Below are 26692 nucleotides of genomic sequence, written 5' to 3' on the forward strand. Positions count from 1 at the left end.
AACAACGAACTCAGACTCTATTGTCCCTCAATTTCGAGGCGGTGGGTATAAAAAAAGCGTATCTTAACAGATACGCTTTTTCACTTGAAGCAATCTAGCACAGTTGCGCTAATTGCAGCTCAAGTTTCGCAAATTAGTTAACTGCGTCTTTAAGCGCTTTACCTGCTTTAAACGAAGGAATGTTTGCAGCAGCAATTTGAATTTCTTCACCAGTTTGCGGGTTACGGCCAGTGCGCGCTGCGCGCTCACGTACAGAAAAAGTACCGAAACCAACTAGGGCAACGGAATCGCCGTCTTTAAGTGCAGTTGATACTGACTCAATGAATGAATCCAACGCACGACCTGCAGCCGCTTTAGAAATGTCAGCATCAGCTGCGATTTGATCGATTAATTGAGACTTATTCACAATATCATCCCCTTACATTGTTATTATCCAGAGCGACTAACCTTGTGCGGTTTTACACAAAACGGCCTCATCACTTTGCTATGTAATTTAGAAAAACAAAGGTCGTTTTTCTAACACCTAGATCTGCTTGAAACCTAGGCCGGACAAGGCCTAGGCTCAAAATCTAGTGCTTAACTTATCACACAGGTGTGATTTGAAAAGCCCTTTGCGGCAATTTTTTGTGATTTTTACTCACTTTTTGCACGATCTGTTGAAAAACGCTCCACAGGCTGCGCCAATGCGTGATCTAACACCTCGTCAATCCACTGAACAGGGTGAATTTCAAGGCCTTCACGAACGTTTTCTGGTATCTCTTTTAGGTCCCGCTCATTCTTTTTGGGAATGACCACTGTTTTAATACCGCCACGGTGTGCCGCTAACAGTTTTTCTTTAAGACCACCGATAGGCAATACTTCACCGCGTAAGGTGATTTCACCGGTCATCGCCACATCGGAGCGCACAGGGTTACCCGTTAAGCTTGAGACTAAAGCAGTCACCATGGCGATGCCCGCGCTGGGACCGTCTTTTGGTGTGGCGCCTTCAGGCACGTGCACATGAATATCACGCTTTTCGTGGAAGTCATCGTTAATACGCAATTTTTCAGTGCGATCGCGTACCACGGTCATCGCGGCTTGAATCGACTCTTTCATGACGTCGCCCAATGAACCGGTGTAGCTTAACTTACCTTTACCTGGTACCGCAGACGATTCAATAGTCAGTAGGTCTCCCCCCACTTCAGTCCACGCCAGACCAGTGACCTGACCGATGCGGTCATCACCTTCCACTTTACCGTAATCGTAACGTTGCACACCTAGGTATTCTTCTAGGTTTTCATCATTGATGGTAATGTGTTTAAGACCTTTATCGAGCAAAATATTTTTCACCGCTTTACGACATAACTTGGAAATCTCGCGTTCTAAGTTACGAACCCCGGCTTCACGGGTGTAATAACGGATAATGCCAATAATGGCGCTGTCTTCGATGGTCACTTCTTTTTCTTTCAAGCCATTGCGCTTAATTTGCTTGGGGATTAAGTGCTGCTTGGAGATATTGAGTTTCTCGTCTTCGGTGTAGCCGGATAAACGGATCACTTCCATACGGTCCAACAATGGGCCTGGTATGTTGAAGCTGTTAGAAGTGGCAACAAACATCACATCGGATAGATCATAGTCAACTTCTAGATAGTGATCAGCAAAGGTGCTGTTTTGCTCTGGGTCCAGCACCTCCAGTAAAGCAGATGCAGGATCGCCACGCATATCCGATGACATCTTGTCGATTTCATCCAATAAGAACAGCGGGTTACGAACCCCTACTTTGGTCATATTCTGGATTAACTTACCCGGCATAGAGCCGATGTAAGTGCGGCGGTGACCGCGAATTTCGGCTTCATCACGTACGCCGCCCAGTGCCATACGCACGTACTTGCGACCCGTCGCTCGAGCAATGCTTTGCCCTAGTGACGTTTTGCCCACGCCTGGTGGGCCTACAAGACATAAAATGGGGCCTTTAAGCTTGTTGGTACGGTGCTGCACCGCCAAATATTCAATGATGCGGTCTTTTACTTTTTCGAGACCATAGTGGTCGGCATCAAGAATCTTTTGTGCCCCTGCTAGGTCTTTTTTCACTTTTGATTTTTTCTTCCACGGCACATTAACCATGGTATCTATATAAGAGCGCACCACCGTTGCTTCGGCCGACATCGGCGACATCATTTTCAGTTTTTTCAGCTCCGCCATCGCCTTTTCTTCGGCTTCGGCTGGCATCCCCGACTCTGTTATCTTCTTTTGTAAACCTTCAAACTCGTCAGGCACATCATCCAATTCACCTAACTCTTTTTGAATGGCTTTCATTTGCTCGTTGAGATAGTACTCGCGCTGTGACTTTTCCATTTGCTTTTTAACGCGGGCACGAATTTTTTTCTCTACTTGCAGGAGGTCTATTTCGCCCTCCATCATTGCCATAAGGTATTCAAGGCGCTCGGTGACGTCACTGATTTCCAGCACTTTCTGCTTTTCGGGCACCTTGATAGGCATATGCGCAGCCATGGTATCGGCTAAGCGTGCGGGCTCATCAATCCCCGACACCGAGGTAAGTACTTCTGGTGGAATTTTTTTGTTGAGCTTAACGTAACCTTCAAATTGGCTTATCGCACTGCGGATGAAAATATCCTGCTCTCGCTCATCAATATCAGTCGAAGGAATATACTCAACTTCGGCTGCGAAGTACTCTTCTTCTTGCGTATAATGGGTAATAGCGGCGCGTTGCGTGCCCTCAACCAGCACCTTGACAGTGCCATCGGGTAGCTTGAGTAGCTGCAGCACACTCGCGACTGTCCCTACGGTATATATTTCATCCGTTTGTGGGTCATCGACAGAAGCGTCTTTTTGTGCCACTAAGAAAATTTGTTTGTCTTTATCCATCGCTGCTTCAAGGCAGCGAATCGACTTTTCCCGACCGACGAACAAAGGGATCACCATGTGGGGATACACCACCACATCCCTTAGCGCCAATACTGGAATGTCTACGCGATCCGTTCTTTCAAGCGTCATGCTAACTCTCTTCGGACTTCTTAAAATTTAAAGATTACCCAAGTATATGGGGATAAAGGGGGGAAAGTTCAAACAAATTTATAAAAAAAGGAGCTTAGTGCTCCTTTTTTAATTAAACTGCTTGTTTTTTACTCTGACGCGGCCTTGTCTTGGCTGCTGTTTTCGTAAATCAAGATAGGGTCTGACTCACCCTTAATCACTGTCTCGTCTATTACCACCTTGCAGACTCCTTCCATCGAAGGCAGCTCATACATGGTTTCCAACAATACGCCTTCAACAATCGAGCGTAAGCCACGAGCACCGGTTTTACGTTCCATCGCTTTGTGAGCAATCGCACGTAAAGCATCTTCTCGGAATTCAAGCTCAACATCTTCCATTTGGAATAAGGAAGAGAATTGCTTAGTCAATGCGTTTTTAGGTTCGTTCAAAATCTGAATCAGTGCATCCTCGTCCAATTCAGTAAGCGTTGCAACCACAGGCAAACGACCAATGAACTCTGGAATAAGACCGTATTTAACTAGATCTTCTGGTTCCACGTCTTTAAACGTTTCACTGATGCTACGCTCACCATCGGCAGACTTAACGTGTGCGCCAAAACCAATACCGGTATTCTTAGCACTGCGTTGCTCGATAACCTTGTCTAATCCGGCGAAAGCACCGCCACAGATAAACAGGATCTTCGAGGTGTCTACTTGTAAAAACTCTTGCTGAGGATGCTTACGACCACCTTGTGGTGGCACCGAGGCAACAGTCCCTTCAATCAGTTTAAGCAGCGCCTGTTGCACCCCTTCCCCTGACACATCACGAGTGATGGATGGGTTATCTGATTTACGAGAAATTTTATCAATTTCATCAATGTAAACGATCCCGCGCTGAGCCTTCTCGACGTCGTAATCACACTTTTGCAGTAGTTTCTGAATGATATTCTCGACGTCTTCACCGACGTAACCCGCTTCGGTTAACGTTGTGGCATCCGCCATGGTGAATGGTACATCCAATAGGCGTGCCATCGTTTCTGCGAGTAAGGTTTTACCACTGCCCGTTGGACCAATCAGCAAAATATTACTTTTACCGAGTTCGATACCTTCGGTGGTACCCGCGTTGCGAAGACGTTTGTAGTGGTTGTATACCGCTACTGACAATACCTTTTTCGCGTGCTCTTGGCCGATCACATAGTCATCTAGGTGGCTGCGGATCTCTTTTGGAACGGGCAGCTTATCGGACGCGTTGGTTTTTGGCGCGATATCTTTAATTTCTTCCCTGATGATGTCGTTACACAGCTCGACACATTCATCACAAATATAAACAGATGGACCTGCAATTAGCTTGCGTACTTCGTGCTGCGATTTACCACAAAACGAGCAGTACAGCAGCTTGCTAGTCTTTTCGCCGTCTGTTGGTTTATCGGACATTCAGCTACCTCATTCTTTGCGCTACTATTTTTATTCATAGTAGCAAATGTACTTCTTAACAAATATACCAAACTTTACTTATCAATGCGCAGCTGTTTGGCAAATGCGCTCGCGCTTATTTATCGTTACGGCGATCAAAGACCGAATCGATCAGCCCGTACTCAACAGCCGCATCAGCAGTCATGAAGTTATCACGGTCAGTATCACGAGCGATAACATCGAGCGGCTGGCCGGTGTGCTCAGCTAGCAAGCGGTTTAGTTTGTCTTTGATATATAAAATTTCTTTGGCGTGAATCTCAATATCAGACGCCTGGCCCTGGAACCCACCTAATGGTTGGTGAATCATCACACGTGAGTTAGGCAGACAGTGACGCTTACCTTTGGCACCACCAGATAATAAAAACGCGCCCATGCTTGCGGCTTGACCGACGCACAAGGTGCTTACATCTGGCTTGATAAAGTTCATGGTGTCGTAAATAGACATACCAGCGCTTACAGAGCCGCCTGGTGAATTAATATAAAGGTGAATGTCTTTGTCTGGGTTTTCTGATTCAAGGAACAATAGCTGAGCCACAATCAAGTTGGCCATTTGGTCTTCTACTGGGCCAGTTAAGAAAATGATTCGCTCTTTTAGAAGGCGCGAGTAAATATCGAAAGAGCGCTCACCTTTAGCAGTTTGCTCAACTACCATTGGCACTAACGCGTTTAGGGGATCTGTCATACCATTATTCATTATTACTTGATTCCTTAGTGACCGACACAAACTAAAATGGCTCGGTGCTTTGTAAACAAAGCATACGAGCCATTTAAACGTTGCTTTTAGCTTAAGTCAACGACTTATTGAGCTGCCTGCGGGTTCATGATGTCGTCAAACGCAGTTTCAACATCAGTTACTTTCGCGTTGGCTAGTAAAGCATCAATTGCTTGCTCTTCCATCGCTACGTTACGCATTTGCTGCATAAGCTGATCATTTGATTTGTAGTATTCAACTACTTCACTTGGGTCTTCGTATGCAGACGCCATGGTGTTGATAAGCTCTTCTACTTTTGCGTCATCGGCTTCGATTTCGTTCGCTTTGATTACTTCACCAAGCAGTAGGCCGGTTTTAACACGCTTAATTGCTTGCTCTTGGAATAGTTCAGCAGGAAGCTCAGGCATGTTGTTAGCATCGCCACCAAAACGCTGTGCCGCTTGCTTGCGAAGCGCATCGATTTCTTGCTCAACAAGTGCTTTTGGAACGTCCACTTCGTTTTGCTCAAGTAGGCCTTCAATCGCCTGTTCTTTAACCTTGGCTTTAACCGCTTGGTCAAGCTCACGGCTCATGTTTTTCTTCACTTCTTCTTTAAGTGCGTCAACACCGCCTTCGGTAATACCGAACAGCTTAGCAAACTCGTCGTTTAGCTCTGGAAGCTCTTGAACTTCAACTTTCTTCACAGTAATAGTGAACTGCGCCGCTTTACCTTTAAGGTTCTCAGCGTGGTACTCTTCAGGGAAAGTTACGTCAGCAACAACTTCTTCACCGGCTTTCTTGCCAACGATGTTGTCTTCAAAACCTGGGATCATACGACCCTGGCCAAGCTCTAGTGGGAAGTCTTCAGCTTTACCACCTTCAAACTCTTCGCCATCAATAGTGCCAACGAAGTCGATTGTTACACGGTCATTTTCACCGGCTTTGTCATCAGACTCTTTCCAAGAAGCGTGCTGCTTACGAAGTGTCTCTAGCATGTTTTCTAGATCTTCGTCTTTTACTTCAACAGCTGGCTTTTCTACTGCGATTTTGTCTAAACCTTGAAGCTCAACTTCAGGGTAAACTTCGAAAGTCGCTTCGAATTCTAGGTCTTTACCTGTCTCAAGCGTTTTTGGTGCAAATGAAGGTGCACCCGCTGGGTTAATTTTCTCAGAAACGATCGCTTCAATGTAGTTGCGCTGCATTAATTCGCCAGCAACTTCTTGAAGTACAGCAGTGCCGTAACGCTTTTTAATGATAGAAACTGGTACTTTGCCCGGACGGAAACCGTCGATACGTTGAGTTTTAGACAGTTGTTGTAGGCGTTTTTTTACTTCGGTCTCAACGTTCTCTGAAGGAACAGTGATAGTCAGACGGCGCTCAAGGCCTTGAGTCGTCTCAACAGAAACTTGCATGATTTACCTCAATCTTCAAATGTGGCGACTTTGCGCCTTCCTTACATACATGGCGATCAATTAGTTGCTACACCACATTAAGTGCACATTATGCACCTCGGCGATAGCCAGCGATCCCTATGCTTGCACTGCCCTATGGGCACTTACGTTAAACAATAGACGCGGCATTATAACCTAATATTTATAAGAGTCGAGAGCGAGCACCAATAAATTGGGCGTATGGCGCATTGCTGATTACTTTTACAGCAATAAATTGAGGGGATTTGCTAACAATGAATTCTAAGCAACAGCTACGTTGGACTCGCGTCAAAAAAGTAATTACCGCTTGGCGTTAAAGTATCGCTAATGGGGCTGTGTTCAACATGCCACTCTATGAATCTGTACAAAAAGCTGCCTTTAAAAATAAGGTCGGCTAAGAATCTTGGATTAACTGATGTCGGCGAGTAAGAGCGTAGCGATAAACGCAGCAATGCTTTTCATATCTAGCGCAAAACGTTGATGACTGATAAGAGAAAGATGGTGCGGTGTATGTTAGAGAGTTTGAACCTGCGACTGCATGAGGTTATACCCAAACCAAGATGTGTATTTCTGAATATATTTAGAAGTGCTCGGCGATGCAGGATTTGAACCTGCGACTGCATGTGTTCATACCCAAACCAAGATGTGTGTTTCTGAATTTATTTAGAAGTGCTCGGCGATGCAGGATTTGAACCTGCGACTGTATGCAGTTATACCCAAACCAAGATGTGTATTTCTGAATATATTTAGAAGTGGTCGGCGATGCAGGATTTGAACCTGCGACTGCATGTGTTCATACCCAAACCAAGATGTGTATTTCTGAATTTATTAGAAATGGTCGGCGATGCAGGATTTGAACCTGCGACTGAATGGGCTGTACCCAAACCAAGATGCGTATTTCTGAATTTATTTAGAAGTGGTCGGCGATGCAGGATTTAAACCTGCGACTGAATGGGCTGTACCCAAACCAAGATGTGTTTTTCTGAATTTATTAGAAATGGTCGGCGATGCAGGATTTGAACCTGCGACCCCTTGGACCCAAACCAAGTGCGCTACCAAACTGCGCTAATCGCCGATACTGATATGTGTTCTAAATATGAAAATGGTCGGCGATGCAGGATTTGAACCTGCGACCCCTTGGACCCAAACCAAGTGCGCTACCAAACTGCGCTAATCGCCGATAAACATATTGTAGAAAAATGGGGCGACTGATGGGACTTGAACCCACGACAACCGGAATCACAATCCAGGGCTCTACCAACTGAGCTACAGCCGCCACTATAATGGCGCACCCGGAAGGATTCGAACCTTCGACCGACGGCTTAGAAGGCCGTTGCTCTATCCGACTGAGCTACGGGCGCGGTGCAACGAATACTTCTTCGTGCGAACCAAGTGACACTTTCTAAGAAAGTGGTCGGCGATGCAGGATTTGAACCTGCGACCCCTTGGACCCAAACCAAGTGCGCTACCAAACTGCGCTAATCGCCGATACTTGATGCATCATTGAGGACTCTTTACTGACCCCTCGCTGACAACGGGGTGCATAATAGTGATTTGCCCTGACAAGGTCAAACATTTTTTTTCCTTGAACTGCGCGTTTGCTCATTTTTAGGACATAGTGCTGTTGTTTTAGCAATTTTGGTTGATTTTTTATCACCTTAGACCATAAAAGCATGCTAAGCATCCCCCTTTACCTTGGCGGCAAGACGCTTTTCTGCGAAAATATCCGCCAGTTGGTGACGGGAGACCCCAAAATGCCCTCACTAATAATAAAAGTATTTCGTTCACATGTGTTGCTCATGCATAAAAGCAAAAAGCACACTAACCCCAAGGTATAGGTTACCCATGACGGCAAACATCATTGATGGTAAAGCAATTGCGAAGCAAGTGCGTTCGCAAGTGGCTACACGTGTTGCTGCTAGGAAAGAGCAAGGTCTTCGTGCTCCTGGTTTAGCGGTGGTACTAGTTGGGCAAGACCCAGCTAGCCAAGTTTATGTAGGTTCTAAGCGCAAAGCATGCGACGAAGTCGGCTTTGTTTCCAAATCTTACGATCTCCCAGGTGATACCACCGAAGCGCAATTGTTGGCGCTGGTTGACGAGCTCAATGCCGACAAAGAAGTTGATGGTATTTTAGTACAACTTCCTCTACCTGAAGGTCTGAACGCAGAGAAAGTACTAGAGCGCATTACCCCTCATAAAGATGTCGATGGCTTTCACCCTTATAACATTGGCCGCTTAGCACAACGTATGCCGGCATTGCGCCCATGTACACCAAAGGGGATCATTACCTTATTAGATTCCACTGGGGTTCGTTATAAAGGCATGCATGCCGTGGTCGTTGGCGCGTCGAATATTGTTGGCCGCCCCATGTCATTGGAGCTGCTGCTCGCTGGCTGTACCACTACCGTTTGTCACAAGTTCACCCAGGACCTTGAGCAACACGTTCGTCGTGCCGATTTACTTGTTGTGGCAGTAGGCAAACCTGAGTTTATTCCTGGTGAATGGGTGAAAGACGGCGCTTTAGTGATTGATGTTGGCATCAACCGTCTTGATAATGGCTCTTTGGTTGGCGATATTGCCTATGAGGCTGCGAGTCAACGTGCCAGTTACATCACGCCCGTGCCCGGCGGTGTTGGCCCAATGACGGTGGCGAGCCTAATAGAAAATACCCTTGAGGCCTGTGAGAACTATCACAGCGACTGACAGCCAGTGTCAATATGAAAGAAAAGCCAGCTTAATGCTGGCTTTTTTGTGCTTATTTCCCTTGCCTTGGTTGGGCTGCCACCACCGGTCTGAGCCGCTGTTTTGCTAAGTTAACACCCTGTGGCAGTACCGAGAACATGATCATCAACGCCATCAAGGCATATTGCCAACCTTGGTAATGTTCAGCGAGCAAAATTACCGCTGTTACTATGCCTGCTATTGGGTTGGCAATGGTGCCAAAGGTAAATTCCACCACCGTCATACGCCCTAAGAGCCAAACGTACAAGGTGTAAGCAAGTGCTGTATTAGGAACGATAAGCCAGAACAAAGCGATCCATTGCTTTGCCGTCATAGGCTCACTAAGCGGTATATACGCATCGGGGGTAAATATGCTGGCTTGCACTGCGGCGGCTATGAGCAGCGCAGTGCCGCCAATAATTAACTGCCAGGTGAGCACGGTCCACCAATGAATATGCATACTCACGGTTTGCACTAGCGAGCTACCAATGACAATACACAACAACGCCCCAGCTAAAGCAGCAAGCCCTAGGAGGCTCAATTCGACATGCTGAGGGTCAAACAATAACCAAGCGATGGTAACAATGGCCACAGCACATAGCGATTGCACGGCAGTTGGGCGCTGACCTTTAACAACCCAAGTATAAATCATCGCCACCACCGGCACCGAGACCATGCCTACACCGGCAATGGCTGCTGGCAAATTCACCGCCATAACAAAAATAAAAGCAAAAAACAGAGCAATATTGACCAAAGCGAGCACTGTTAGCCCCCGCCATTGCCGACCTTTAGGGAGCGACGGCTTTATCAACCAAAGCAGTACCCCTGCAGGCAAGGCGCGTAAAGCACCGAGAAGAATTGGCGGCCAATCTGGGGTGGCGTACTTAGTGACCGCATAAGTGGTGCCCCATAAAAATGCGGGGATCATTGCCAGTAGAATATTCATCAACGCTCCATAGTTATATTCAGCGCGAACAGGGTAAAACCTCAACTAAGATTGAGGTCAATGGAAAAATCACCACTTAAAGGCAACGTTCAAAAAACAAAGAACTGAGTGTGCAGCCAACCATGGTGAGAGAAAAAGAGTGACGTAAAAACGAAAACGCCGCGCCTAAGCGCGGCGTTTAATTAACATAAACGCTTAGGCCTTACGCCATGTAGTTTTACCAGCGGAGTCCTCGAGTACCACTCCCATGGCCGTAAGCGCATCACGAGCGGCGTCTGCCTCAGCCCAATCTTTATCAGCACGAGCCTGATTACGTTTGGCGATCAACGCTTCAATTTTTTGCGTTTCATCATCGTCTTGCTCACCTTGTAAAAAGGCAGCAGGGTCTTGCTGGGCAATACCTAACACTTCAGCCAGCTTAATTAAGATATAGGCATGCTCACCTGCACCTTGCTCATCTTGGCCTTTTAGGCGGTTTACTTCCTTCGCCAACTCAAACAGCACAGGCAAGGCTTCAGGGGTATTGAAGTCGTCATTCATGGCTTGCTCAAAACGCGCTACCAACGGATGACCGTCCAGTTCAACAGCAACAGGCTGAACATCACGTAGAGCGGTATATAAGCGCTCCAACGATGAGCGCGCCTGCTCGAGATTCTCTTGCGAGTAGTTCAACTGACTCCGGTAGTGGCCGTTTATAAGGAAATAGCGTACGGTTTCGCGGTCGTAGGCTTTGAGTACTTCGCGTACGGTAAAGAAGTTGCCTAATGACTTAGACATTTTTTCTTTGTTGACCTGAACCATGCCGGTATGGATCCAAGTTTTAACGTAGCGACCATTATTGGCGCAGCATGACTGAGCGATTTCATTCTCATGGTGTGGAAACTGCAAATCAGAGCCACCGCCGTGAATATCAAAATACTCACCTAGGTGTTTTGAACTCATAGCTGAGCATTCAATATGCCACCCTGGACGCCCCTCACCCCAAGGTGAAGACCAACTAGGCTCACCCGCTTTAGCCTTTTTCCACAACACAAAATCTAAGGGGTCGTCTTTACCTGCTGCGACATCAACACGCGCGCCCGCTTGTAACATCTCTAAGTCTTGCTGCGACAGCTTGCCGTACTCTTTAAAGGTGGATACATCAAATAAGACATCGCCACTATCGGCAACATAGGCATGCTCTTTGTCGATAAGCCGCTCGATCATCGCAATGATGTCATCCATGTGCCCGGTAACGGTAGGCTCTATATCGGCATCAAGAATATTTAAGGCACGAAAGTCTTCGTGCATCGCGGCGGTCATCCGCTCTGTTAAGGCGTTAATAGGCTCATTGTTGTCATTAGCACGGGTAATGATTTTATCATCAACATCGGTGATATTACGCACATAAGTGACATCGTAACCGAGATAGCGGAGGTAACGATTCATCACATCGAAGGAAACATAGGTGCGCGCATGACCAACATGGCAATAGTCATAGATAGTGATGCCACACACATACATGTCTACTTTATTCTCGTTCAGTGGAGTAAAGCGTTCTTTTTGACGTGAAAGTGTGTTGTATATCTGCAACATTGCAATATGATCCTATCGTTATATTAATGGCGCTATCTTACCACTGCCCCGACTATCTCGCCACACGCAAGACCTCTGAAAATAACAAAAATAAAGCCTTTAGGGCAGTGTCATTGCTTGGTGCATTGTCTGATCCGCTACCCTACTATAAAATAGGCCCCTAATTATTAAATCAGAGACTCATCATGGTTGTACTAGATACCAACTTTGGCACGATTAAAATCGCGCTGTTTGCTGACAAAGCCCCTGTAACGGTTGAAAACTTTTTGAACTACGCCAAATCTGGATTTTATGACGGCACTATTTTCCACCGTGTCATCGACGGTTTTATGGTTCAAGGCGGCGGTTTTGCTCCGGGCATGGAACAGAAAAAAGTGCAGTCACCGATCAAAAACGAAGCCAATAACGGGTTGAGCAACAAAAAAGGCACGCTGGCCATGGCTCGCACCCCAGATCCACACTCAGCGACGGCACAATTCTTCATTAATGTGAATGACAATGACTTCCTTAACTTCAGCAGTGAAACTCCACAAGGCTGGGGTTATTGCGTGTTTGCCGAAGTCGTTGAAGGCATGGATGTAGTGGAGAAAATTAAAGACGTTGCAACTGGCAGCGCCGGCTTCCACCAAGACGTCCCCCTGGAAGATGTAATCATCAACAAAGTCATTGTTGAATAACTTATAGGCGCGCCTCGCGCGCCACCTTACTATCTGGACGCCTATGTCACGCACCTTGTTTATTGCCGACCTCCACCTCAGTAGCAACCAACCAGAGATCACAGATGCTTTTTTCGACTTCCTTGATAAAGAAGTAGATCAGCAAGTAGATGCCTTATACATATTAGGGGATTTCTTCGAGGTTTGGGTGGGCGACGATGCCAGTGACGCATTCAGTGATGATATTGCCGCTCGGCTTAAACAACTCGCAGACCAAGGTATTGCCATTTACTTTACCCATGGCAATCGCGACTTTCTACTTGGTCAACGTTATGCGCAAAAAGCTGGCATGACACTGCTTGCAGAGCAAACGGTGATAGACCTATATGGGACACCGGTGTTGCTATTGCATGGCGATGAAATGTGCACACAAGATCTTGAATATCAGCGCTTTCGGCGCAAAAGCCGAGGTTGGTGGTGGCCGCGATTGATGCTCGCGATGCCGCTTTGGTATCGCCGTCGTGTGGCGAAAAAGGCCCGTGCGAAAAGTAAACAAAGCCAACAGCACAAGGCCATCGAAATTCTTGATGTGGAGCGCTCAGCAGTACTTGATACCTTTTCGAAACATCAAGTAAGGATCATGATCCACGGCCACACTCACCGCCCAGCAGTGCATCATTACAGTCAAGAGCAAACCCGTATCGTCCTCGGTGATTGGTACGAGCAAAGCTCTTTTCTAGTGGTTGATAAACAGCATATGCGGCTGCACTATGGCGACCATGCTGATACGCTTACACAGTGGCAACAGGCTGACTAACTCGCGCTCGCTGAGTTTCAAACTATACTTGCTCTAATGAACGATTGCCCAATGTTGCGATAGGAGCAAAGTATGGTCTTGCGTGCACTTTTAAGCGCACTCGTGTTTATACTCAGTCAGCACACACATGCATTGGAGCGTTTAGAGCTCGCCACCGAACCTTTCCCACCTTATTTTTCCAGTACTTTGTATCAACATGGCTGGATGGCCCATTTAGTCAGTGAAGCTTTCCGAAGCCAAAATATAGTTGTGCGTATTCATTTTACGCAGTGGTCTCGGGCCTTACGAGGGACAAAGAAAGGGAAATATTCGGCCGTATTAGGCGCATATAAAACCACGGCGCGGCAGCAAGACTTTGTTTTTAGCGCCGCACTGGCAAAAGCCCATAGTGGATTTTTCCGCCATGCAAAGAGCAATCGTGATTTTACTGGCGACTTAGCGTTAGTCGCACAAGACCCGATTGCCGTTGGTCGCGACTATGGTGAAGAGCAACTGCTCATAAACTATGGCGGCATCGACTACGTTGAGTTGCCCAATCTGAGCAAAGCCTTGCAATTACTCGAACGCCGACGAATTAGCTGGGTGCTCGGTCCGCAAGAAGTGGGTGAACATATTATTCGTGAATTAGCACTCTCTGAGCATTTGATGTTTGATTCACCGGCGTTGAGCGAAAACACCTTACATTTAGCCTTCGCCCGCCAACACCCTCTTAGCCATTATCACCTAAAGGCGTTTCGCAGCGGCATGCAAAGTCTACTCAAACAAGGTCGGGTGGCGGATATATTGGCACAGCACCCTTTGCCGCCACCGCAGCAACAAGCAGTACTAAGTTTACTTAAACAGCACTATCTTGATACTGGCGCACCAGAGTGAAATTTAAAATCTGGGTCTGGAGATGAAATAAGTTCCGCCTCTACTTCACCAAAAAAAGCGATGCGGGCACTGATATCTTCACCTGCTATTTGCTCGCCAAGGCTCAAGTAATCTTGATAATGGCGCGCTTCTGAGCGCAATAAGGAGATGTAGAATTCTCCCAGTTGCTTATCAACATGGGGGGCCAACATAGCAAAGCGCTCGCATGAGCGTGCTTCGATATAAGCGCCGCAAATCAATTTATCGATCAGCGCCTGCGGCTCGTAGGTGCGCACATGTCGCAACAAGCCCTTGGCGTAGCGGCTGGAGGTAATTTTATCGTATTCAATACCACAGGCTTGCATAATCTCTAACACTTGATAAAAGTGGTGCAATTCTTCTTTAATGAGTAACACCATTTTATCGATCAGCTCTTGGCCATAAGGGGTGTCTGACTTGGGCATCATCGATTTGTTTAAGCGGTTATAGTCAGCCAGCTCTCGCCAATCCCCCACCTGGCGGTAGGTAAAATCTTCGTATGGTTTGAGCCAAGCCAACAGCGCTTCTGCACTTTGCTCATCCACCGCATAACGACGAATTAAGTACATGGCGCTTTGTGCCGCTTTCAACTCACAAATAAGGTGATCGGTCAAAATTACCGTTAAGTTCTCTGGCTTTTTTGCTTGCTGCAGCCATGCATCCGGTGTCTGACATTGTAAAAATGCGTTGATCGGTTCTAAGAGTTGTTGGTACTTCGCTAACATAGAATTGTAATACTAACCGCTAATGCCGACCATTTTACCATACTGATTTTACCATGGGGCTTTCTTGACAAATTCTTTGCTCTGAACGATACCTTAATTAAGGCTGGTGAAAAATAATACAGCCATAACAACCAGTTTATTTAAGGGGCACACCTATGATTTTGAACCATCTTTGGGGCTTATACGCCCACCCAGTGGAAGAGTGGCAAACGATTGATAATCGCCACGAAAGTTTACTTTACAGCTTATCGCATATTCTCCTCATCGCCTGTATTCCCAGTGCAATGGGCTACTACTCCGGCGTACACTTAGGCTGGCATGTCGGCACGGGCGATGCCGTATTTCTTACTCACAACAGCGCCATGCTGATAGCTGTGGCTATGTATGTTGCTCTGATTGTCGGGGTTTTTGCACTTGCATACCTGGCCCACTGGATGGCAAAAACCTTTGGCGCCGAGCCAACTTTTACGCAGACCTTAGAGCTTGCGGCGTATACCTCTACTCCCGTGTTTATGGCCGCGTTTGCAGCCTTCTACCCTACTTTATGGTTTATCGTGTCTGTGGGCATTGTCGCGGTTGGCTACTCGGTGTATTTACTCTACACAGGTGTTCCTATCTTGATGCATATTCCTCATGAACGAGGCTTTATTTACGCCAGCTCTGTAGTGACATGTGGTTTGGTGTTACTCGTTATTATTCTTGCCGCTACCGCAATTTTGTGGACTAACGGGATTGTCTCGCCGGTCTTCAGTTAGCAGTGTGAGGGCAATAAAAAAGGAGCCTTTGGCTCCTTTTTTATTGCTCTTTAACCACAGTTAGTCATCTTGCGAATCGCTATCTTGGTTGTGTAATTCCAAGCTCGATGACATGGCTTGCTCTCGCACTGATTTGGCAGCATCGTTACGCAACTCATCAATACGATTTAGGTAGTCCTGATTGATGTCGCCCGTAACATAATTGCCATCAAAAACAGAGGTCTCAAAACGACTAATTTCTGGATTTTCCTGAGACACTGCAGCCACCAAGTCGTCCAACGATTGATAAATCAGGCCATCTGCGCCGATGCTGGCATTGATATCTTCTACTTCACGTCCATGGGCAATTAGCTCTGCCGCTGAAGGCATATCGATACCATAGACGTTAGGGAAGCGCACCTCGGGTGCTGCTGAAGCAAAATAAACGTTCTTAGCGCCGGCTTCTCGGGCCATCTCTACAATTTGCGCTGAGGTGGTGCCACGGACAATAGAGTCATCAACCAGCAATACATTTTTACCTTTGAACTCACGATCTATCGCGTTAAGTTTGCGGCGCACTGACTTCTTACGCAGCTCTTGCCCAGGCATGATAAAGGTCCGGCCGATATAGCGGTTTTTAACAAAGCCTTGGCGATAAGGTAAATCCAATACCGAAGCAATTTCTAGGGCGATATCACAGGATGTTTCAGGGATGGGGATCACCACATCAATGTCTTTGTCAGCCCATTCACGGTTAATTTTTTCGCCTAGTTTGGTGCCCATATTAACGCGAGTAGCGTACACCGACATATTGTCGATGGTGGAATCCGGTCGCGCAAAATAAACGAACTCAAACAAACAAGGGTTTTGTACCGACTTATCTGCACACAGTTGCGAATACAGTTGTCCATCCTCGGTTACGTAAATGGCCTCACCTGGTGCCACATCACGAATCACCTCAAAGCCGTCAGTATCCAGTGCCACGCTCTCTGAAGAGAACATGTACTCGGTGCCTTTTTCGGTTTCACGTTTTCCGAAAATCAGCGGACGAATGCCATGGGGGTCACGAAAAGCAACGATGCCATGACCGATAATCATCGCCATGGTGGCATACCCACCCACTACTTTTGAGTTAACCTCAGAAACCGCAGCGAAGATATCTTCTGGTGCCAAGTGCAGCTTGTCAGATTTGCTGAATTCATGCGCAAGAATATTCAAGAGAATTTCTGAATCAGAGGTCGTGTTAACGTGACGTCGCGCTTCGGTAAATAGCTGTTCTTTTAGCTGCTCGGCATTAGTCAGGTTGCCGTTGTGCGCCATGGCGATGCCAAAAGGCGAGTTAACATAAAAGGGCTGTGCCTCTGCAGAGCTTGACGTACCTGCGGTAGGGTAACGTACATGGCCGATGCCAATATTTCCCTGCAGACGTTTCATATGTCTAGTATGGAACACATCCTTAACTAGACCATTGGCTTTACGCAGACTAAAGGTATTATTGTCTATGGTAATAATACCGGCCGCGTCTTGGCCTCGGTGTTGCAAAACAGTCAAGCCGTCATACAGCGCCTGATTGACGGGCGATGTTCCGACTATACCAACGATACCACACATTAAAATTTCCTCGCCGATTAACGGTTAGCTGAATTTAAAAAGCTTGAATTGTGTTCGAGATAGTCAAAAAACCACTCAATCACAAAGCCAAATTCAGGGATTAGTCGAGATGCGCTCCACCAGTCGGTGTTTGGGGCTCCGGTAAAGGCATCCAGGAAGAAGAGTATGGCGCTCACGACTAACACGCCACGTAAAGCACCAAACACGATTCCAAATACGCGATCGGTGCCCGACAACCCAGTGCGCTGCACTAGTTCGCCTAAAATATAGTTTAGCAATCCGCCTAAAAGCAACGTAGAGAAAAATAATATGGCTATCGCTGCTGCATTTCTTAAAAGGGGTTCTGAAATATTGGTAAGGTAGGAAGCTAAATAGGGGTAAAATAAACTGGAGACAAAAAACGCGGCGGCCCATACGGCTAACGACATTGACTCTTTAACAAAGCCACGCACTAAACCAATTATGGTGGACAGTGCAATAATGCCGGCAATGGCGTAATCAACCCAGATCATAATAACCACTAGTCGTTTATTTGGGGCGCATTCTAACGGAGCGAGGCACTAAATACCAGATCATTTTGTCACTTGGAATTGAGTGATACGCCCTTTTAAGTTAGTGAGCTTTTGCAACTGGGGGAGTTGCTTTTCCAAGGTTGCCTTATCCAATTCAGGCCCCACTAACACTTTCGTCAATTCGCCATTTGGGGTCTTCACCGGGCGGGTAAATACATTAAAACCGGCATCTTTAAGCTTTTTGCTCAAGGCATCCACGCTACCTTGGCGAGAGAAGGCCCCCAACTGCACCACGTAGGCCATTTCTTTTAACGCACTCTGTTGTGGGCGGGTCAATGGCTCATCTTTGGTTAAGGTGTTAACCGTGACCGTATCATTGCGCTCGGTAACCTGCTGCGCACTTTGTTCATCAGCCCCGCTTTGAGTATCACCACGCTGTTGCAACTTATCGTCATCGGCTGCCAGTTCTTCGCTTTTGGCATCATCAGGCAGTGGTGCGCTATCGGCTTTTTCCGATAACGCTTCTTGCAGATCAATAGACTTAAACTCAGGGCGCTCTGGGATGGCTTTAAACCCTTCTTTGTAGCGCACTTTATCGCCATCAAGGATATTGGGAATAAAAACGACCGCAGCGACGACGACAATAATGGTTCCCACTAAGCGGTTTATAAACCCTGAGTTCACTGTTACGCCCTCTCGTTATCAAAAAAGGTGATTGCTTGTGCTACAGTGTAAAACGATCCGAATATAATCAAAAGGCTTTGCGCACAAAGTTGTGGTAAAACAGCGCGCATTGCGTCACTGACCTGCTCATATGTTCCTTCAACCTTGACAGACTGTGTCATTTTGGCTGTTAATTGCTGTGCACTCAACCCGCGCGGATTATCTAATCCAGCTACGTGCCAATGAGTAACCACCGGTGCCATCGCGGTAATCACGTCGGCATGCTCTTTATCACCCAGCATGCCGATAATGGCATGTATTGTCTTACCCTGTGCCTGAAGGCTCTGTAAACGTGTGGCTAAATAACGGGCTGATTCTCGGTTATGGGCCACATCAGTATAGACCAAGGGCTCCTTACTCAGTTGTTGAAAGCGCCCTTTTACCTGAAGTTGTTTCAAACAATCAGCTATGTCTGTTACCGCCGGTAATAAATCTAGTTTTGCTAACACACTCAATGCGGTAGCGGCATTTTGCGCCGGAATAGCGGGTTTAGCAAAGGTCAGCGACAGCTTGCCCATCTGCCAATTGAAGGTTGCTTCATCTTCGGTAAAAATAAAGTCGCGCTTAGACAGGCACAAATCGGCATTAATTTGCTCGCCATAATCCATCACAGTGTGGGGGATATCTAAGTCACCCACCACTGCGGGTACATTGCTACGAAAAACCCCCGCCTTATCATAACCAACCAGTTCACGGGTATCACCGAGGTACTCTTTATGATCGAGATCGACGGTAGTGATCACGCTCGCGACTGGATTAACTATATTGGTGGCGTCGTAACGTCCCCCAAGCCCTACTTCCAAGAGCACATAATCCACCGCTTCGCGTTTAAAAATTGCCAGCGCTGCCAAGGTGCCATATTCAAAATAGGTAAGTGGCACATCGCCTCGTCCTTGCTCGAGACTGTTAAAGGCATCAACATGGTATTGATCGTCAAGCTCGGCGCCATTGATGCGGACCCGCTCGTTATAGCGAATAAGATGAGGAGAGGCATAGGTGCCCACGGAATATCCTTGGCTCAGTAATAGCTTTTCCAAGCATTGTGCGGTGGTGCCTTTACCATTGGTGCCGGCAATTAAAATTACTTTGCTAGGGGTATGAACAAGGCCCATCTTATCGGCAACGTTCTGCACGCGCTCAAGGCCCATTTCGATGTTAGCAGGATGGATTTGCTCTAAATAACAAAGCCAATCATCAAGGCTTGACGATTGGCTCGGTATGGAATCTGACATAGGTTGTAAGTTTCTAGGTTACCGAGAAATTTACGCTACTCTATGCTCTTGTTCGGTAGAAGGCAAGTTCATTAGCTTAGCCAATAAACGCGCCACAGTGTCGCGCATTTCGCGGCGATCAACGATCATGTCGATAGCACCATGCTCTAATAAGAACTCACTGCGCTGGAAGCCCTCTGGGAGAGTTTCACGTACTGTTTGTTCAATAACTCGTGGGCCGGCAAATCCAATCAGTGCTTTGGGCTCAGCAATATTCACATCACCTAGCATAGCTAAAGAAGCCGATACACCCCCCATTGTTGGGTCAGTCAGTACGGAAATAAAAGGCAGCCCTTTTTCACTCATTTTTGCTAACGCGGCACTGGTTTTAGCCATTTGCATCAACGACATCAATGCTTCTTGCATGCGTGCACCGCCTGATGCAGAAAAGCACACCAACGGCATATTATGCTCTAAGCACACATTGACGGCTTCAACGAAGCGGGCGCCAACAACAGAGCCCATTGAGCCACCCATGTAGGCAAACTCAAACGATACCGCCGCAACAGGAATGCCTTTAAGTTGCCCTTTCATAGCGACTAAGGCGTCTTTCTCGCCACTGCTTTTGTTCGCAGCGCTGATACGGTCTGAATATTTTTTTGAGTCTTTAAACTTCAGTACATCTTTTGGCTCATGCTGCTCACCGAGCTCGGCGCGCCCAGCGTCATCGAGAAATAGCTCTAAACGTTTACGGGCGCTGATACGCATGTGGTGATCACATTTCGGGCATACGTTCATGGCTTTTTCTAATTCTGCTTTGTACAGAATCGAATCGCACGACGTACACTTAGCCCACACCCCTTCTGGAATTTCTTTCTTGCCAGAAGATTTTGTGGTTTTTGGTAAGATTTTTTCTAACCAGCTCATTGGCAACTCTCTTAATGCTTGTCAGGACCGGGGCGGATTGAGCACCCCAAAATTAGCCGATAAATTAGCACAATTAAAACATGAAATTAGTTGCTTAGATATAAAAAACTGGTCGGCGTAGTCCATTTACACCTACCATTCACCCCTTTTTATTAGCTCTTTGGAGGCTCGTTATCGGGTAAAAAAAGCGGTCCCAGTGGCGTGCTGGGAATTTGCCACTGCTCGGGATAGTCCACGTCCACCAAATATAAACCATTAGGCTTAGCGGTTGCACTGGCTTGGGTGCGGTCTTTAATAGCCAATAAATGCTGCATCCATTGCGGCTCTTGCTCACCAACCCCAATGTCCATCAAGCACCCGGTAATATTACGCACCATATGATGTAAAAAGGCATTGGCCTTGATATCAACAACGATGTAATCACCGATGCGCTCAACAAATAGATGGTGGATATTACGAAATGGCGTGTTGGACTGGCAATGCACCGCCCGAAACGAGGTGAAATCTTGCTCGCCGAGCATATACGCACAGGCCGCTTGCATGCGTGTTTCATCCAGCGGGTGATGATAATGAGTCACCCCAGAGCGCAAAATCCCTGGCCGATAGGGGTGATTATAAATCACATAACGATAACGTCGTGCGGTGGCACTAAAACGGGCATGAAAATCATCAGCGGTTGGCATTGCATAGCGCACGGCGATGTCATCAGGCAACTGCGAGTTCATACCTAGGGTAAAAGCGCCCATATCACGCTCAGCATGGGTATCAAAGTGCACAACCTGACCGGTGGCATGAACGCCGGCGTCGGTACGCCCTGCACAAGTAATATCCACAGGATGATTACAAATACGGGACAACGCAGTTTCAATTTCCGCTTGGATACTGCTGACATGAGATTGACGCTGCCAGCCACTGTAGCGGGCACCATTGTATTCGATTCCTAAAGCGACGCGCATTGATACTCTTAGCTCAATAAAATTTTCGGCATTTTAAACGCTCTGCGGGCAAATAGCTAATGCTGAGGGTAATGAGGCTCCCGAAGGGAGCAAGCTTGCCCATAGACAAGCAGTTAATACAAAAAATGCGCAGACACTTTGCCTGCGCATTTATCATCTCGCGGCTGAGCTTAACACGCTAGCGTTTCAGACGTTCCTGCAAGGCTTGCGCCTCTTTATGGAGCGACTGCGGGCCATTATCAAGCACGTCTTGTAGCGCTTCGAGGGCTGAATCAACATCATCAATTTCGATATAAGCCCTCGCTAAATCCAATTTAGCGCTGAAACCGCCGTCTTCACTATCAACATCGGTCTTTTGCGAGTCGTCGAGCATGTCATCAAACTCACCCAAGCCCACATCCATATCGACTTCATCATAGGGTTCGTTATCAGGCTCTGAGTCATCACTCTGCTCGAGCAGGTCATCAATATCAAGATAGTCCGGCTCTGCTGCGCCACTGTCGTCTTCGTTCGCGTCTGCGACCGCGTCTGCGACCGCGTCATCATCCGCGTCAAAGTCACTATCGGCGAGCAAACTCTGCAGATCAAGGTCGTTATCTTGCGGTTCACCGATCACATCTTCATCTGGCTCAGCAAGTTCGTTGAGCAGAGCATCAAAATCGGTCTGCGTTAAGTCAGCAAGGAAATCCTCATCGAGCTGACTGTCGTCGAGTTGTTCGTCACCATCGATATCGTCATCTAGAGAGTCATCCATCAGTGCGCTTAACTCATCGTCAAGGTCACCATCCAAATCACTGGAGAGATCGAGCTCTTCATCTCCCTCTTGAGCCATCGCTTCGCTGAGTTGCTGCTCAGCTTCACTACTAAATGGCTCATCGAGTTCAAGCTCGGGATAGTCATCTAGCTGCTGGCTAGGATGTTCAACATCCCCCATTTGTGGCTCTTGAGAGCTAACAGGCTCAACGTCCGATGCATCTTCATCTTCAAGCAGCGGATCGTCGCCTAAGTCAAGTTCGAGATCCGGCTCATCAAAATCAGCAAAGTCTGCTTCAAGTAGCTCTTGGTCGGCACTTTCGTCAATTAAATCTTCATCACTTGCATCCGGTTGCGCTTGCTCTTCTATTTCAAGCTCTGGTGCATCAGCAAGTAAGTCATCACCATCGAGGTCATCACCCTCTTCTAATACGAGTTCTGGCTCCGGTTCAGCGTCTCCCTCTTCATCAGCCGCTTGCTCATCGCGAGGTGCGTCATCAAGGAGATCGTCGCCGTCTAAGTCGTCATCTTCTTCCAGCGCGAGTTCTGGCTCCGGTTCAGCGTCACCCTCTTCATCTGCCGCTTGCTCGTCGCCAGGAGCATCATCAAGGAGATCGTCGCCGTCTAAATCGTCATCTTCTTCCAGCGCGAGCTCTGGCTCCGGTTCAACGTCACCCTCTTCATCAAGAGTCTGCTCATCGCGAGGTGCATCATCAAGGAGATCGTCGCCGTCTAAGTCGTCATCTTCTTCCAGCGCGAGCTCTGGCTCCGGTTCAATGTCCCCCTCTTCATCAAGAGTCTGCTCATCGCCAGCGGATTCACCAAGAAGATCGTCGCCGTCTAAGTCATCATCTTCTTCCAGCGCGAGCTCTGGGTCCGGTTCAACGTCACCTTCTTTATCAGGAGTCTGCTCATCGTCAGCGGCTTCACCAAGAAGATCGTCGCCGTCTAAGTCATCACCTTCTTCCAGCGCAAGCTCTGGCTCCGGCTCAACGTCACCCTCTTCATCTGCCGCTTGCTCGTCGCCAGGAGCATCATCAAGGAGATCGTCGCCCTCTAATTCGTCATCTTGTTCCAGCGCGAGCTCTGGCTCCGGTTCAATGTCCCCCTCTTCATCAATAGTCTGCTCATCGCCAGAGACATCTTCGAGGAGATCGTCGCCGTCTAAGTCGTCATCTTCTTCCAATGCGAGTTCTAGTTCCGACTCAACGTCACCCTCATCACCTGCCGCTTGCTCATCGCTAGGGGCGTCATCAAGGAGATCGTCACCATCTAATTCGTCATCTTCTTCCAATGCGAGTTCTGGCTCCGGCTCAGCGTCACCCTCGTCATCGAGAGTCTGCTCATCGCCAGGGATACCTTCAAGAAGGTCATCGCCGTCTAAGTCGTCATCTTCTTCCAATGCGAGTTCTGGCTCCGGTTCAACGTCACCCTCTTCATCAGCTGCTTGCTCATCGCCAGGAGCGTCATCAAGGAGATCGTCGCCGTCTAAATCGTCATCCTCTTCCAATGCGAGCTCTGGCTCCGGCTCAACGTCACCATCGAGATCATCTTCTACAGCGTCTTGCTCGTCCGCAGCGTTTTCATCCATCAGCTCATCGATATCAACATCGCTCTCATCAGCATCAGCCGCTGACTCTTCTACCGCTTCATCGAGCAGGCTATCAACATCAAGGTCCTCTTCTTCAGCGCCTTGCTCGTCTGCGGCGTTTTCATCCATCAGTTCATCGATATCAACATCGCTTTCATCGGCATCGGCCGCTGACTCTTCTGCCGCTTCATCAAGCAGACTATCAACATCAAGGTCATCTTCTTCAGCGCCTTGCTCGTCTGCGGCGTTTTCATCCATCAGCTCATCAATATCAACATCGCTTTCATCGGCATCTGCTGCTGGTGCTTCTGTCGCTTCATCGAGCAGGCTATCAACATCAAGCTCATCTTCTTCAGCGCTTTGCTCGTCTGCGCCGTTTTCATCCATCAGCTCATCGATGTCGACATCGCTTTCATCCGCCTCAGCCGCTGGCGCTTCTGCCGGTTCATCAAGCAGGCTATCAACATCAAGCTCATCTTCTTCAGCGCCTTGCTCGTCTGCGCCGTTTTCATCAATCAGCTCATCGATGTCGATATCGCTTTCATCGGCATCTGCTGCTGGCGCTTCTGCCGCTTCATCGAGTAGGCTATCAACATCAAGGTCATCTTCTTCAGCGCTTTGCTCGTCTGCGGCGTTTTCATCAATCAGCTCATCGATATCGACATCGCTTTCATCGGCATCTGCTGCTGCCGCTTCATCGAGTAGGCTATCAACATCAAGGTCATCTTCTTCAGCGCTTTGCTCGTCTGCGCCGTTTTCATCAATCAGCTCATCGATGTCGACATCGCTTTCATCGGCATCTGCTGCTGGCGCTTCTGCCGCTTCATCGAGTAGGCTATCAACATCAAGGTCATCTTCTTCAGCGCCTTGCTCGTCTGCGCCGTTTTCATCAATTAGCTCATCGATATCGACATCGCTTTCATCGGCATCTGCTGCTGGCGCTGCTGCCGCTTCATCGAGTAGGCTATCAACATCAAGGTCATCTTCTTCAGCGCTTTGCTCGTCTGCGGCGTTTTCCTCTAGTAAGTCATCGACATCGAAATCGTCATCCGCCGGCTCGGACTGCGTTTCATCAACAAGCTCATCAATATCGAAGGTGTCATCCCCTGACTCGGCATCTGTCTGCTCGAGCTGTTCGTCAGCCAACTCTTCAGACAATGCGGCCATCGCCTCATCGCTATCATCGCTCGCTTCTTCACCGTTAGCGTTTGCCTGTGACTCGTCTTCGCTATCATCGGTGGCAAATAAGTCGTCAATATCTTCATCGCTAAGAATATCGCTATCTGGTTCATTTTCTTCTGGCACATCAACACTGATGTCATCGCCAGGGGCATCAAAATTTTGCTGTAATACCGCTTCTTCTTGGCTCACTTCAGTATCAGACTCATCGTCAAATACCACGTCATCATCAAGTAAGCCGTCTAACTCGTCTTGGTCTAACAGTGAGTCGATATCGTCAGCCCCATCACCGCCTTCATCTAAAATATCGTCGCTTTGATCAAGGAAGTCGTCATCGTCTAACTGAATGCCCGGCTCATCTAACGCATCATCGGGGTCATCGAGCGGTAAATCATCAAGGCTGTCGTCTAAACTGTCGTCATCCGCACCTAAATCTAGGTCATCGATACCGGCCTCAGGTTGAGTTTGCATTTGCGGCGTCGGTGTTTGTGGTAGGAATTCATCGTCGTCGCTTGGCTCAGGCTCTTTTGCTGACTGGCGTTTCTTTAAAATGAAAATAATTAACCCGAGCACGGCTAATGCTGGAATAGTCATCATCAAAACTAATTTCAGCCACGTTGGGATGCCTTCGAGCGCACTTTGTTCTTGCTGCGCTTGCTGTAACTTCTGCTGCGCCATGGCCTCACGTTCAGCCAGTATTTGTTGCAGCTGGCGCTGCAACTCTGCGTCCTTTTCGTCAAGCTGATCTTTGACTGTGGCAAGTTGTTCGCTGATCTTCTCAAGTTGCGATTTCAGCTGACGATTCTCAGTCAATATCGCCTCTACATCGGTCACAGACGACTTGAACTGCTCTTGTAGCTCCACCAAACGCTCGCCTTGTAAACGCTTAAGCTGCTCTAATTCGCTTTTCAGTTCCGTTTTGGCTTTTTCGACATCTTCTTGACGCGCCGACGTGGTTTTTTTCGCGACCAAATCGATTTCATTACTATTGAGCGTGCCGTTTTTAATTTTTTCCCACAAACGGTCATCTTGCTCAGACTTTTGTCGTGCCTGAGCCGGGTCAATAGTACGAATTTCATTTAACGAGGGAATACGCAAATATGCGCCATCGCGCATGTGGTTAAGGTTTTTGTCTAAAAATGAGTCGGGGTTTTTCTCGTAAAGGGCAACCATTACTTGATACATGGTCACTGAGTTGTCGGGACGCACCTTGGCAGCGATTCGCCACAAGGTGTCAGTTGGTTTAATGGGTCCGATAGAGCGGCCTTGAGCACCATAGTCGACCCCTTTAGGACCACGAATTTCAGTGCTTTGCGCACTCGTGCCAGCCGCTACTAGGGTCGCGACAACAAAAACCAGTGTAACTAAACCGCGCATGCTTTTCCTTTACTCATTTTTTTGTGCTTTATGGAAGGTTATCGGCCGCAAAAGCCATCTCCCGAGTCATTGTTTTTCTTGTGTTTATCAGCAAGCTTTATTCCACTTTCAAACTATAAACCAGATATAGGGGAATATCCACGCCGGAAAGGGAATTTCACTTTACTCCGAAACAATTGATAACTAAGAAAAAAGCGGCAATTTGCCGCTTTTTTACTGTA

General features: G+C 47.6%; 20 protein-coding genes and 5 tRNA genes. 5 read left to right on the forward strand and 20 right to left on the reverse strand.

The window, feature by feature from the left end; all coding sequences use genetic code 11:
* Positions 1 to 133: 133 nt before the first annotated feature.
* The 10 genes from hupB to MHM94_RS14265 all read right to left on the reverse strand — a co-directional run bounded on the left by hupB (position 134) and on the right by MHM94_RS14265 (position 8054).
* Positions 134 to 406, reverse strand: coding sequence for a nucleoid-associated protein HU-beta (gene hupB, locus MHM94_RS14220; protein ID WP_022944383.1), 273 nt, complete (start codon positions 404 to 406; stop codon positions 134 to 136).
* Positions 407 to 633: 227 nt separating this feature from the next.
* On the reverse strand, positions 634 to 2994 hold the full coding sequence (gene lon, locus MHM94_RS14225; protein ID WP_138509141.1) for an endopeptidase La: 2361 nt from the start codon (positions 2992 to 2994) through the stop codon (positions 634 to 636).
* A 128-nt stretch (positions 2995 to 3122) separates the two neighbouring features.
* Positions 3123 to 4406, reverse strand: coding sequence for an ATP-dependent protease ATP-binding subunit ClpX (gene clpX / locus MHM94_RS14230; protein WP_022944381.1), 1284 nt, complete (start codon positions 4404 to 4406; stop codon positions 3123 to 3125).
* Between the two features lie 115 nt (positions 4407 to 4521).
* Positions 4522 to 5139, reverse strand: a complete 618-nt coding sequence (gene clpP, locus MHM94_RS14235; protein ID WP_022944380.1) for an ATP-dependent Clp endopeptidase proteolytic subunit ClpP — start codon at positions 5137 to 5139, stop codon at positions 4522 to 4524.
* A 104-nt stretch (positions 5140 to 5243) separates the two neighbouring features.
* Positions 5244 to 6548: a trigger factor gene (gene tig / locus MHM94_RS14240; RefSeq protein WP_022944379.1), complete on the reverse strand. Its 1305-nt coding sequence runs from the start codon at positions 6546 to 6548 to the stop codon at positions 5244 to 5246.
* Between the two features lie 1016 nt (positions 6549 to 7564).
* A tRNA-Pro gene (locus MHM94_RS14245) sits at positions 7565 to 7641 on the reverse strand.
* 28 nt (positions 7642 to 7669) lie between these two features.
* Positions 7670 to 7746, reverse strand: a tRNA-Pro gene (locus tag MHM94_RS14250).
* Between the two features lie 20 nt (positions 7747 to 7766).
* Positions 7767 to 7842: transfer RNA gene (locus tag MHM94_RS14255), tRNA-His, on the reverse strand.
* An 8-nt stretch (positions 7843 to 7850) separates the two neighbouring features.
* Positions 7851 to 7927: transfer RNA gene (locus MHM94_RS14260), tRNA-Arg, on the reverse strand.
* A 50-nt stretch (positions 7928 to 7977) separates the two neighbouring features.
* Positions 7978 to 8054, reverse strand: a tRNA-Pro gene (locus tag MHM94_RS14265).
* A 357-nt stretch (positions 8055 to 8411) separates the two neighbouring features.
* On the opposite strand from MHM94_RS14265, the gene folD reads away from it, so the two are divergent.
* Positions 8412 to 9269, forward strand: coding sequence for a bifunctional methylenetetrahydrofolate dehydrogenase/methenyltetrahydrofolate cyclohydrolase FolD (folD, locus tag MHM94_RS14270; protein WP_022945640.1), 858 nt, complete (start codon positions 8412 to 8414; stop codon positions 9267 to 9269).
* Between the two features lie 52 nt (positions 9270 to 9321).
* Here the strand turns inward: folD and MHM94_RS14275 are convergent, their stop codons facing one another.
* Positions 9322 to 10233 (reverse strand): EamA family transporter, encoded by a 912-nt coding sequence (locus tag MHM94_RS14275; RefSeq protein ID WP_235419675.1) that lies wholly within the window; start codon positions 10231 to 10233, stop codon positions 9322 to 9324.
* A 195-nt stretch (positions 10234 to 10428) separates the two neighbouring features.
* Entirely contained in the window at positions 10429 to 11808 is a 1380-nt protein-coding gene (cysS, locus tag MHM94_RS14280; protein WP_138549129.1) for a cysteine--tRNA ligase, read from the reverse strand.
* 185 nt (positions 11809 to 11993) lie between these two features.
* On the opposite strand from cysS, the gene ppiB reads away from it, so the two are divergent.
* From ppiB to MHM94_RS14295, 3 genes are all read left to right on the forward strand, one after another.
* On the forward strand, positions 11994 to 12485 hold the full coding sequence (gene ppiB / locus MHM94_RS14285; RefSeq protein WP_045978120.1) for a peptidylprolyl isomerase B: 492 nt from the start codon (positions 11994 to 11996) through the stop codon (positions 12483 to 12485).
* A 43-nt stretch (positions 12486 to 12528) separates the two neighbouring features.
* Positions 12529 to 13281, forward strand: a complete 753-nt coding sequence (gene lpxH, locus MHM94_RS14290; RefSeq protein ID WP_130147218.1) for a UDP-2,3-diacylglucosamine diphosphatase — start codon at positions 12529 to 12531, stop codon at positions 13279 to 13281.
* 72 nt (positions 13282 to 13353) lie between these two features.
* Entirely contained in the window at positions 13354 to 14154 is an 801-nt protein-coding gene (locus MHM94_RS14295; protein WP_130147220.1) for a transporter substrate-binding domain-containing protein, read from the forward strand.
* Here MHM94_RS14295 and MHM94_RS14300 read toward each other — a convergent pair.
* Positions 14127 to 14897: a tRNA isopentenyl-2-thiomethyl-A-37 hydroxylase MiaE gene (locus tag MHM94_RS14300; protein WP_130147222.1), complete on the reverse strand. Its 771-nt coding sequence runs from the start codon at positions 14895 to 14897 to the stop codon at positions 14127 to 14129. The genes MHM94_RS14295 and MHM94_RS14300 overlap by 28 nt on opposite strands.
* Before the next feature lie 155 nt (positions 14898 to 15052).
* Between MHM94_RS14300 and MHM94_RS14305 the strand changes: the two genes are divergently transcribed.
* Positions 15053 to 15652 carry a Yip1 family protein gene (locus MHM94_RS14305; protein ID WP_022945647.1) on the forward strand — a complete coding sequence of 200 codons (600 nt, stop codon included), beginning with the start codon at positions 15053 to 15055 and terminating at the stop codon, positions 15650 to 15652.
* A gap of 60 nt (positions 15653 to 15712) precedes the next feature.
* Here the strand turns inward: MHM94_RS14305 and purF are convergent, their stop codons facing one another.
* The 7 genes from purF to MHM94_RS14340 all read right to left on the reverse strand — a co-directional run bounded on the left by purF (position 15713) and on the right by MHM94_RS14340 (position 26471).
* Entirely contained in the window at positions 15713 to 17242 is a 1530-nt protein-coding gene (gene purF / locus MHM94_RS14310) for an amidophosphoribosyltransferase (protein WP_235419676.1), read from the reverse strand.
* Positions 17243 to 17259: 17 nt separating this feature from the next.
* Positions 17260 to 17754, reverse strand: a complete 495-nt coding sequence (locus MHM94_RS14315) for a CvpA family protein (RefSeq protein ID WP_022945649.1) — start codon at positions 17752 to 17754, stop codon at positions 17260 to 17262.
* Between the two features lie 60 nt (positions 17755 to 17814).
* Positions 17815 to 18438, reverse strand: a complete 624-nt coding sequence (locus MHM94_RS14320; RefSeq protein ID WP_130147224.1) for an SPOR domain-containing protein — start codon at positions 18436 to 18438, stop codon at positions 17815 to 17817.
* Positions 18439 to 18440: 2 nt separating this feature from the next.
* Positions 18441 to 19709, reverse strand: a complete 1269-nt coding sequence (gene folC / locus MHM94_RS14325) for a bifunctional tetrahydrofolate synthase/dihydrofolate synthase (protein ID WP_235419677.1) — start codon at positions 19707 to 19709, stop codon at positions 18441 to 18443.
* 30 nt (positions 19710 to 19739) lie between these two features.
* On the reverse strand, positions 19740 to 20615 hold the full coding sequence (accD, locus tag MHM94_RS14330; protein ID WP_022945652.1) for an acetyl-CoA carboxylase, carboxyltransferase subunit beta: 876 nt from the start codon (positions 20613 to 20615) through the stop codon (positions 19740 to 19742).
* Between the two features lie 152 nt (positions 20616 to 20767).
* Positions 20768 to 21571 (reverse strand): tRNA pseudouridine(38-40) synthase TruA, encoded by an 804-nt coding sequence (gene truA / locus MHM94_RS14335; protein WP_022945653.1) that lies wholly within the window; start codon positions 21569 to 21571, stop codon positions 20768 to 20770.
* Positions 21572 to 21749: 178 nt separating this feature from the next.
* Positions 21750 to 26471 (reverse strand): FimV/HubP family polar landmark protein, encoded by a 4722-nt coding sequence (locus MHM94_RS14340; RefSeq protein WP_235419678.1) that lies wholly within the window; start codon positions 26469 to 26471, stop codon positions 21750 to 21752.
* Positions 26472 to 26692: the final 221 nt, after the last annotated feature.

Origin of the sequence: Pseudoalteromonas sp. CNAT2-18.1, assembly GCF_022347865.1 — a bacterium.
GTDB classification, from domain to species: domain Bacteria; phylum Pseudomonadota; class Gammaproteobacteria; order Enterobacterales; family Alteromonadaceae; genus Pseudoalteromonas; species Pseudoalteromonas ruthenica.

Excerpts from the sequence above, each read along its gene's own strand:
- lon (WP_138509141.1), bottom strand. The coding sequence starts at position 2,994 with ATGACGCTTGAAAGAACGGATCGCGTAGACATTCCAGTATTGGCGCTA.
- clpX (WP_022944381.1), bottom strand. The coding sequence starts at position 4,406 with ATGTCCGATAAACCAACAGACGGCGAAAAGACTAGCAAGCTGCTGTAC.
- clpP (WP_022944380.1), bottom strand. The coding sequence starts at position 5,139 with ATGAATAATGGTATGACAGATCCCCTAAACGCGTTAGTGCCAATGGTA.
- tig (WP_022944379.1), bottom strand. The coding sequence starts at position 6,548 with ATGCAAGTTTCTGTTGAGACGACTCAAGGCCTTGAGCGCCGTCTGACT.
- folD (WP_022945640.1), top strand. The coding sequence starts at position 8,412 with ATGACGGCAAACATCATTGATGGTAAAGCAATTGCGAAGCAAGTGCGT.
- MHM94_RS14275 (WP_235419675.1), bottom strand. The coding sequence starts at position 10,233 with ATGAATATTCTACTGGCAATGATCCCCGCATTTTTATGGGGCACCACT.
- cysS (WP_138549129.1), bottom strand. The coding sequence starts at position 11,808 with ATGTTGCAGATATACAACACACTTTCACGTCAAAAAGAACGCTTTACT.
- ppiB (WP_045978120.1), top strand. The coding sequence starts at position 11,994 with ATGGTTGTACTAGATACCAACTTTGGCACGATTAAAATCGCGCTGTTT.
- lpxH (WP_130147218.1), top strand. The coding sequence starts at position 12,529 with ATGTCACGCACCTTGTTTATTGCCGACCTCCACCTCAGTAGCAACCAA.
- MHM94_RS14295 (WP_130147220.1), top strand. The coding sequence starts at position 13,354 with ATGGTCTTGCGTGCACTTTTAAGCGCACTCGTGTTTATACTCAGTCAG.
- MHM94_RS14300 (WP_130147222.1), bottom strand. The coding sequence starts at position 14,897 with ATGTTAGCGAAGTACCAACAACTCTTAGAACCGATCAACGCATTTTTA.
- MHM94_RS14305 (WP_022945647.1), top strand. The coding sequence starts at position 15,053 with ATGATTTTGAACCATCTTTGGGGCTTATACGCCCACCCAGTGGAAGAG.
- purF (WP_235419676.1), bottom strand. The coding sequence starts at position 17,242 with ATGTGTGGTATCGTTGGTATAGTCGGAACATCGCCCGTCAATCAGGCG.
- MHM94_RS14315 (WP_022945649.1), bottom strand. The coding sequence starts at position 17,754 with ATGATCTGGGTTGATTACGCCATTGCCGGCATTATTGCACTGTCCACC.
- folC (WP_235419677.1), bottom strand. The coding sequence starts at position 19,709 with ATGTCAGATTCCATACCGAGCCAATCGTCAAGCCTTGATGATTGGCTT.
- accD (WP_022945652.1), bottom strand. The coding sequence starts at position 20,615 with ATGAGCTGGTTAGAAAAAATCTTACCAAAAACCACAAAATCTTCTGGC.
- truA (WP_022945653.1), bottom strand. The coding sequence starts at position 21,571 with ATGCGCGTCGCTTTAGGAATCGAATACAATGGTGCCCGCTACAGTGGC.
- MHM94_RS14340 (WP_235419678.1), bottom strand. The coding sequence starts at position 26,471 with ATGCGCGGTTTAGTTACACTGGTTTTTGTTGTCGCGACCCTAGTAGCG.